At 55.7% G+C, this 3,974-nt stretch carries 2 rRNA genes; both read right to left on the bottom strand.

The annotated features are described in order from the left end of the window. A 23S ribosomal RNA gene (locus tag GNZ21_RS08395) occupies positions 1-2,063 on the bottom strand; the annotation flags it as partial. Between the two features lie 385 nt (positions 2,064-2,448). After that, positions 2,449-3,973: ribosomal RNA gene (locus GNZ21_RS08390) — 16S ribosomal RNA — on the bottom strand. Position 3,974: the final 1 nt, after the last annotated feature.

The raw sequence follows: 3,974 nt of genomic DNA, 5'->3' as shown, positions 1-3,974 counted from the left end.
GTGGCTAACAGCTCCTCTTAACCTTCCGGCACCGGGCAGGAGTCAGTCCGTATACCTCGTCTTACGACTTCGCACGGACCTGTGTTTTTAGTAAACAGTCGGACCCCCCTGGTCTCTGCGGCCACCACCAGCTCACAACCGCAAGGGTTGATCACCAGGGTGGCCCCCCTTCTCCCGAAGTTACGGGGGCATTTTGCCGAGTTCCTTAACCGTGATTCTCTCGATCGCCTTAGTATTCTCTACCTGAGCACCTGTGTCGGTTTCGGGTACGGGCGGCACAACAACCTCGCGTCGATGCTTTTCTTGGCAGCATAGGATCACCGGATCCCCACCCAAAAGGTGGAGCCCATCAAATCTCAGCCTCAACGACTCCCGGATTTGCCTAGGAGTCAGCCTACATTCTTAGACCCAGACAACCATCGCTGGGCCCGGCTACCTTCCTGCGTCACACCTGTTACTACGCTAAACGCCCCCGATCAGGTCCCACGCTAGACCAGCCCTGTTCACCGAAGTGAACTTAGGCTGGGTTCGGGTGGTTAGTATCTCAGGTTTGCTTGGGGCGGTTGTTCGCCGGTACGGGAATATCAACCCGTTATCCATCGACTACGCCTGTCGGCCTCGCCTTAGGCCCCGACTAACCCAGGGCAGATTAGCTTGACCCTGGAACCCTTGCTCATTCGGCGGCCATGTTTCTCACATGACTTTCGCTACTCATGCCTGCATTCTCACTCGTCTACCGTCCACCAGCTCTTACAACCTGGCTTCACCCAATAGACGACGCTCCCCTACCCAACCAGGAAAACCTGATTGCCACGGTTTCGGCGGTGTGCTTGAGCCCCGCTACATTGTCGGCGCGGAATCACTTGACCAGTGAGCTATTACGCACTCTTTCAAGGGTGGCTGCTTCTAAGCCAACCTCCTGGTTGTCTAAGCAACTCCACATCCTTTCCCACTTAGCACACGCTTAGGGGCCTTAACCGGTGGTCTGGGCTGTTTCCCTCTCGACGATGAAGCTTATCCCCCACCGTCTCACTGCTACGCTCTCACGTCACTGGCATTCGGAGTTTAGCTGACGTCAGTAACCTTGTAGGGCCCATCAGCCATCCAGTAGCTCTACCTCCAGGACGAAACACGCAACGCTGCACCTAAATGCATTTCGGGGAGAACCAGCTATCACAGAGTTTGATTGGCCTTTCACCCCTACCCACAGCTCATCCCCCCAGTTTTCAACCTAGGTGGGTTCGGGCCTCCACGTGCTCTTACACACGCTTCACCCTGGCCATGGGTAGATCACTCCGCTTCGGGTCTAGACCCAGCAACTAAACGCCCTATTCAGACTCGCTTTCGCTACGGCTGCCCCACACGGGTTAACCTCGCTACTGAGCACTAACTCGCAGGCTCATTCTTCAAAAGGCACGCCATCACACCCCAAAAGATGCTTTGACGGATTGTAGGCACATGGTTTCAGGTACTATTTCACTCCCCTCCCGGGGTACTTTTCACCATTCCCTCACGGTACTGATTCACTATCGGTCATTAGGGAGTATTCAGGCTTACCAGATGGTCCTGGCAGATTCACACACGATTCCTCGAGCCGCGTGCTACTCGAGAACACCAAAACAGCCGGCGGAACGCATTACAACTACGGGACTCACACCCCCTACGGTCAGTGACTCAACACTGTTCGTCTATACGCCCGCACCTCAACCGCCCAGAATGGTAGTCCTGGGATATTGGGTCTCACAACCCCGGCAACGCAACCCCTACCAGGTATCACACGCCACCGGTTTAGCCCCATACGCTTTCGCTCGCCACTACTCACGCAATCACTATTGTTTTCTCTTCCTGTCGGTACTGAGATGTTTCACTTCCCGACGTTCCCCCCAACCGCCTATTTCATTCAGCGACTGGTGACACACCACAACAGCATGCCGGGTTTCCCCATTCGGAGATCCTGGCCTCAACACTCGGTTATCAGCTCCACCAGGCTTATCGCAGATTCCCACGTCCTTCATCAGCTCCTAATGCCAAGGCATCCACCATGCGCCCTAAAACACTTACGACACACATACACAAGACAATACAAAAAAGATGCTCGCGTCCACTATGCAGTTCCCAAACAACAACCCCCACCCCCATCACCACAACCACCCCACAAAAACGCAGGGCACCAGCCGTGGCTACCTGAAGCAGAAGCCAAGATCCATGAAGCCAATAGCCTCAGGACCCAACAGTGCACCAAAAACCACTCAACAACCCCCAACGCGTTCCTTCCAACCCACACACCCAAAAGTGTGTAAGCGTACTAAAACCACGCCAAGACGCTGCCAAGACGACCCAACCCCGAAGAAGGAGTTGATTTGTTGATATTCCACCCTTGAGCAAACCCCGGAACACCACATTCGGATGCCACAACGGGGCGGACTCAACTCGAGTCCAGCTCCTTAGAAAGGAGGTGATCCAGCCGCACCTTCCGGTACGGCTACCTTGTTACGACTTAGTCCCAATCGCCAGTCCCACCTTCGACCATTCCCCCTCAAAGAGTTGGGCCATGGGCTTCGGGTGTTACCAACTTTCGTGACTTGACGGGCGGTGTGTACAAGGCCCGGGAACGTATTCACCGCAGCATTGCTGATCTGCGATTACTAGCGACTCCAACTTCACGAAGTCGAGTTGCAGACTTCGATCCGAACTGAGACCGGCTTTTAGGGATTAGCTCCACCTCACGGCATCGCAACCCACTGTACCGGCCATTGTAGCATGCGTGAAGCCCAAGACATAAGGGGCATGATGATTTGACGTCGTCCCCACCTTCCTCCGAGTTGACCCCGGCAGTCTCCCATGAGTCCCCACCATTACGTGCTGGCAACATAGGACAAGGGTTGCGCTCGTTGCGGGACTTAACCCAACATCTCACGACACGAGCTGACGACAACCATGCACCACCTGTCAACCAGCCCCGAAGGGAAAGACCATCTCTGGCCCGGTCCGGTTGATGTCAAGCCTTGGTAAGGTTCTTCGCGTTGCATCGAATTAATCCGCATGCTCCGCCGCTTGTGCGGGCCCCCGTCAATTCCTTTGAGTTTTAGCCTTGCGGCCGTACTCCCCAGGCGGGGCACTTAATGCGTTAGCTACGGCGCGGAAAACGTGGAATGTCCCCCACACCTAGTGCCCAACGTTTACGGCATGGACTACCAGGGTATCTAATCCTGTTCGCTCCCCATGCTTTCGCTCCTCAGCGTCAGTAACAGCCCAGAGACCTGCCTTCGCCATCGGTGTTCCTCCTGATATCTGCGCATTTCACCGCTACACCAGGAATTCCAGTCTCCCCTACTGCACTCCAGTCTGCCCGTACCCACTGCACACCCGGAGTTAAGCCCCGGGCTTTCACAGCAGACGCGGCAAACCGCCTACGAGCTCTTTACGCCCAATAATTCCGGATAACGCTCGCGCCCTACGTATTACCGCGGCTGCTGGCACGTAGTTAGCCGGCGCTTCTTCTGCAGGTACCGTCACAAAAGCTTCTTCCCTGCTGAAAGCGGTTTACAACCCGAAGGCCGTCATCCCGCACGCGGCGTCGCTGCATCAGGCTTGCGCCCATTGTGCAATATTCCCCACTGCTGCCTCCCGTAGGAGTCTGGGCCGTGTCTCAGTCCCAGTGTGGCCGGTCACCCTCTCAGGCCGGCTACCCGTCAAAGCCACGGTGAGCCACTACCCCACCGTCAAGCTGATAGGCCGCGAGCCCATCCAAGACCGATAAAATCTTTCCACCCCACACCATGCGGTGCGAAGTACTATCCGGTATTAGACCCAGTTTCCCAGGCTTATCCCAGAGTCAAGGGCAGGTTACTCACGTGATACTCACCCGTTCGCCACTAATCCACCCCTGCAAGCAGGAGCTTCATCGTTCGACTTGCATGTGTTAAGCACGCCGCCAGCGTTCATCCTGAGCCAGGATCAAACTCTCCATCAAA

It is taken from the genome of Nesterenkonia alkaliphila, from assembly GCF_009758175.1.
Lineage (GTDB): Bacteria > Actinomycetota > Actinomycetes > Actinomycetales > Micrococcaceae > Nesterenkonia > Nesterenkonia alkaliphila.
The sequence above is the reverse complement of the archived record's forward strand: the minus strand, read 5'-3'. Positions and strand labels throughout refer to the sequence as shown.